4 protein-coding genes and 1 pseudogene are annotated in these 4233 nt (G+C 49.6%); all 5 read right to left on the reverse strand.

Annotation, left to right across the window (positions count from 1 at the left end; genetic code table 11):
• Positions 1–1055: AMP-binding protein (locus ACTHUE_RS11820; protein ID WP_440423538.1), on the reverse strand; the 1055-nt coding region annotated here is incomplete at its 3' end.
• A gap of 320 nt (positions 1056–1375) precedes the next feature.
• A complete protein-coding gene (locus ACTHUE_RS11825) occupies positions 1376–2161 on the reverse strand; it encodes a TatD family hydrolase (RefSeq protein WP_219089627.1) in 786 nt (261 codons plus the stop codon).
• Positions 2162–2165: 4 nt separating this feature from the next.
• The gene (locus ACTHUE_RS11830; protein WP_003746058.1) at positions 2166–2519 is read right to left on the reverse strand and encodes a PilZ domain-containing protein; all 354 of its coding nucleotides are present in this window, start codon (positions 2517–2519) and stop codon (positions 2166–2168) included.
• 10 nt (positions 2520–2529) lie between these two features.
• Positions 2530–3510 carry a DNA polymerase III subunit delta' gene (locus ACTHUE_RS11835; protein WP_070461476.1) on the reverse strand — a complete coding sequence of 327 codons (981 nt, stop codon included), beginning with the start codon at positions 3508–3510 and terminating at the stop codon, positions 2530–2532.
• A gap of 322 nt (positions 3511–3832) precedes the next feature.
• Positions 3833–4233 (reverse strand): annotated as a pseudogene (locus tag ACTHUE_RS11840) (MFS transporter); the annotation flags it as partial.

The following is a 4233-nucleotide window of genomic DNA, read 5'->3' on the forward strand; positions in this document are numbered from 1 at the left end:
GCTTTCACGGTCAGGCCGGGCAGGGCAACGCCGACGCTGGCGGTTTTTTGGCGGTCGGGTGTATTGACGGCCACAACGGGCGAACATTCGCTCAAGCCGTAGCCTTCTAACAATTTGGCGCGCGGGAATTTGGCTTTAAAGTCGTCAATGGTTTGTCCGGCCAGAGGTGCTCCGCCACTGATAAACAGACGGACGCGGTTGAACCATCTGAAATACCAAGGGATTTTAGTTTTACTCATGGCGGTGTAAATGGCCGGTACGCCGAGGAAAATGGTAGCGCGTTTGAGTAAAACCTGTTTCAACACGTTGGAGAACGGGAAGACGGATTTGACCAAAATAATCGAGCAGGCTTGATATATCGGCAGCAAAACCATGGCGGTCAGCGTAAAGCTGTGGAACATGGGCAAGAAGACAACGAAGCGGTCTTTTTGCGAAATTTGGAAAATTTGTTCGATGCCTGAAAGGTTGGAAAACAGGTTGCTATAACTGATTAATGCGCCTTTGGGGTGGCCGGTTGTGCCGGAGGTGTAGATAATGTGCGCCAAATTGTTGGCAGACGGCTGACGGCTCAGATTCGGCTTGCCGGGGAATGTTCGCGCGGCATCGAAATAGCTGTCATCACTACTGGCAGCTTTGGTTTCGCCAATCCAGATGATTTTATTGACTTTGGTTTTGGCTTTGATGTTTTTGAGTTCTTTGGCCAACGACGCTGAGGCGAACATAAAGCGTGCGCCGCAGTCATTGAGGATGTAGGAAAATTCTTCGCTTTTCAAAAAGACATTGAGTGGGACGGCTACCGCTCCGATGGAAGTAATGGCGAAATAGGCAGTAATAAATTCGGGAGAGTTGGAAACGACCAGGGCGACCTTGTCGCCATATTGTACGCCTTCGTGTTGCAGATAGGCGGCGACGGTTTCTACTTCGCGCTTGAGGGAGGAATAGCTGATTTTTTCTTTGTCGTTGAAAATGACCGTGCCTTTACTGTTTTTTTGGCAGGCTGCAGTCAGCATAGCGTAAAAATTAGAGTGGGTGTGCATTTCGGAGTTTGTGTCCATATTGTGTCGATTGATGTACGGTTTCGATGAGCCGTTTATTTCGAAGGATAGGTTTTACATCCTATCGGTAAAATAAGCAAGAGGCCGTCTGAAAATACTTTCAGACGGCCTCTTGCTTTGTCGGGCTTAGGAAAGCAATATTTTGAATTTAAACTTATTTATTGTGTTGATGGGAAAATTCCCATTCTTCAAAAGGCTGGCCGTTCGGAAGATAGCGCAAGCCGATTGTGTTTCTGTCTCGGGTCATTTCGAGTTTACCGTTGAGTTTGAGGCAGGATCTAGATGACAGGTAGGCAGAGCCGATGGTAGAGGCTTTAGACCTAGCCGTTGTTCAGACGGCCATCGGGTACTTTCTTAAACAGGCGATAGAAATTGTCGCTGGTGTTTTGTGCCAATGTTTCCAAGCTCTCGCCGCGCAGATTGGCTAAGAACTCGGCTGTATAGCGGACGTAGGACGGCTCGTTTTGTTTGCCGCGTTTGGGAACCGGCGCGAGGAAAGGCGCATCGGTTTCTACCAAGATTCTATCGGCAGGGACGTATTTGGCGGCTTCCTGTATCAGCGGTGCGTTTTTAAACGTCACAATGCCGGAGAAGGAGATATATAACCCTAAATCCAAAGCGGCTTTGGCAAAGGCGATGTCTTCAGAGAAGCAGTGAATCACGCCGGAGTTGGTGTGGCACTCTTTCAAAATCCGCAACGTGTCTTCGGCCGCATCGCGCGTATGGACGATAACGGGCAGGCCGCTTTCGTTGGCGGCTTGGATATGGTCGGCAAAGCGTTGATGTTGCCATGACAAATCGCCTTTGCACCAGTAATAGTCCAAACCGGTTTCGCCGATGCCGACGATTTTGGGATGTTTGGCCGCTTCTACCATTTCGGCAATGGTAAATTCTTCTGCTTCTTGGCTGTCGGGATGTACGCCGATGGTGCAGTAGATGTGGTCGTGTGCCTGGGCAATGTCGAAGACTTCGGCAAAACTTTGTTTGCTGACGCTGATGGCAAGCGCCTGTTTGACGCTTTGCGCTTCCATATTGGCAAAGACTTCGGGCAGGCGGTCTTTTAGGCCGTCAAAGTTGAGATGGCAATGTGAATCGATTAAATGCATGGTATTACAGGGTAAAAGTAGTACGGTCGCTGCGCAGGCGCGGACCGAGCTCGGCTTCGATCAGGTTTTTTGCCTGCTGGCAGCTTTCGTGTTCGGAAAAGGCAAGGCCTACGCCTTTGGGGCGGTGGGCCGAGGTGCGCGCCGGATTGATCCAAACGACTTTGGTTGGCAGGAAGCGTTTGGGATAGTCGGCGATTTCGACGGCCAAGAGGATGTCTTCGCCTAGGGAGAATACGTCATCGGTCGGCACGAACAGGCCGCCGTGTTCTAAAAACGGCATATAGCAGTTGTACAACAAATTGGGGTCTTTGAGTTGCAAAGCCAACATCTTCGCCGGAATGTCTTTTTTATTCATCATTGATTACCTGTTAGGGTTTGTTTTGCCAAAAATCCAAATATTCGATAAGCAGATACTCAAGCTGCATTTTAACACTCAAGGTATGATATCCGTAAGGGTTGAGCGCGTTCAGACGGCCCAATAGGGCAAACAGCTTGCGTGAATCGGTTTTAGAGGCTGTCTGAAGCAGGGCTTGGGCATGGTGCGGATAATAAAGCGGCGCCATGTTTTGTTGTGCCAAGCCGACATCCATCAGCCACTTTTGCAGCCAGTCGATGAAAACGGCCAGCGGTTGTTTTTGTTTGTCGAACGCGGCGGCGTAGTCGAGTATGGCCAACAGGCGCGGGGCAGCCAGCAGCGTCAGCAACTCTTCGCGTAATGCGTCCAATTCTGGAGTCGGCGTGAATAAAGGTGCGCCGCTGTGGAATGCCAACATGGCTTCGGCATTTTCCACGCCCTGTTGGCGCAGGTATGCCGCAGCCTGCTCATGGGTAGGCGAGGGCAGCACCATCTGGCGGCAACGGCTTTTGATGGTGGGCAGGAGTTTGTCGCGTGCATGGGTAACGAGCAGGAAAACGACGTGTTGCGGCGGCTCTTCCAGAGCTTTCAACAAACCGTTTGCCGCCTGTGTGTTCATGCTTTCCGCCGGATGCACCAATACCACGCGCAGGCCGCCACGGACAGCAGTCAGGTAAATGTTTTCCACAATATCGCGCACGGCATCGATTTTGATTTGCAGGAGTTTGCGTCCTGTTGCCTCGTCTTCGGGAATTTCCGGCGTGAGTTCATAAAAGTCGGGATGGGTATTTTGGCTGAATAAATGACACGAAGCACACTCGCCGCAGGGTTCATGACCGGACTTGGGCGATTCGCACAGCAATGCCTGCGCGACAAAGCGGGCAAACTCGGTTTTGCCGGTATTTTCTTTGCCGGTAAACAGCCAGGCGTTGGGACGGTTTTGCCAATGGGCGGCGAGCTGTTGCCATTGGGTTTCATGCCATGGATAAATCATATCGTTTGGGAACTATAAGGTAGGTGGTTATTATACTCTCAGGCCGTCTGAAAAAGGTTTCAGACGGCCTTTAATAAACTGCCTAAAAATTAATCAAGTATCGTCTTTCTTTGAAATATCAATTATTAAGCTTACTTATTCACAGCCTTTGCACACGCTTGTTTGGGGAAAATGTGCATTTTGTTTGGGAGTAAAGTTGTGCTTAAAATTTAGGCAGATGTGTTTTTTAATTTTAAATCAGACAGTAATCTGATTTATGCACAAGCTGTCCACGAGATTGAATAGTGAAAATGTGCATGGTGGGGATACATTTCAGACGGCCTTATTTGCTGATTTTCAATAAAGCAGTCAAATCCCCGATAAATTTCGATTCCCGTTTGATGAGGTAAACAATCAACGGAAGATTACCCACGGCAACAATCAAATACAGCAGCGTGATGCTGTCAAACAACATCAGCAAAACTGCGCTCAAAATGGCGGCTGACACCATAAATACGCCGTTGATGATGTTGTTGGCGGCGACGGCGTGGGCGCGGAAGGTTTCGCTGCTGGCGGTTTGCAACCAAGTGTAGAGCGGTACGGAGAAAAAGCCTCCGAAAAAGCCGATGGCCGACATCACGAGCATAATCGGATACGCTTTAGCTTGCGATAAAAACCAAATAATGCCGTTTAATTCGGTAAAGCGTTGGCCTTGGATCAGCCACACCAGCAATAATCCACAGA

The organism is Neisseria sp. P0021.S005, assembly GCF_051956955.1.

Coding starts and splice junctions, on each gene's coding strand:
- ACTHUE_RS11825 (WP_219089627.1), bottom strand. CDS start 2,161: ATGCATTTAATCGATTCACATTGCCATCTCAACTTTGACGGCCTAAAA.
- ACTHUE_RS11830 (WP_003746058.1), bottom strand. CDS start 2,519: ATGATGAATAAAAAAGACATTCCGGCGAAGATGTTGGCTTTGCAACTC.
- ACTHUE_RS11835 (WP_070461476.1), bottom strand. CDS start 3,510: ATGATTTATCCATGGCATGAAACCCAATGGCAACAGCTCGCCGCCCAT.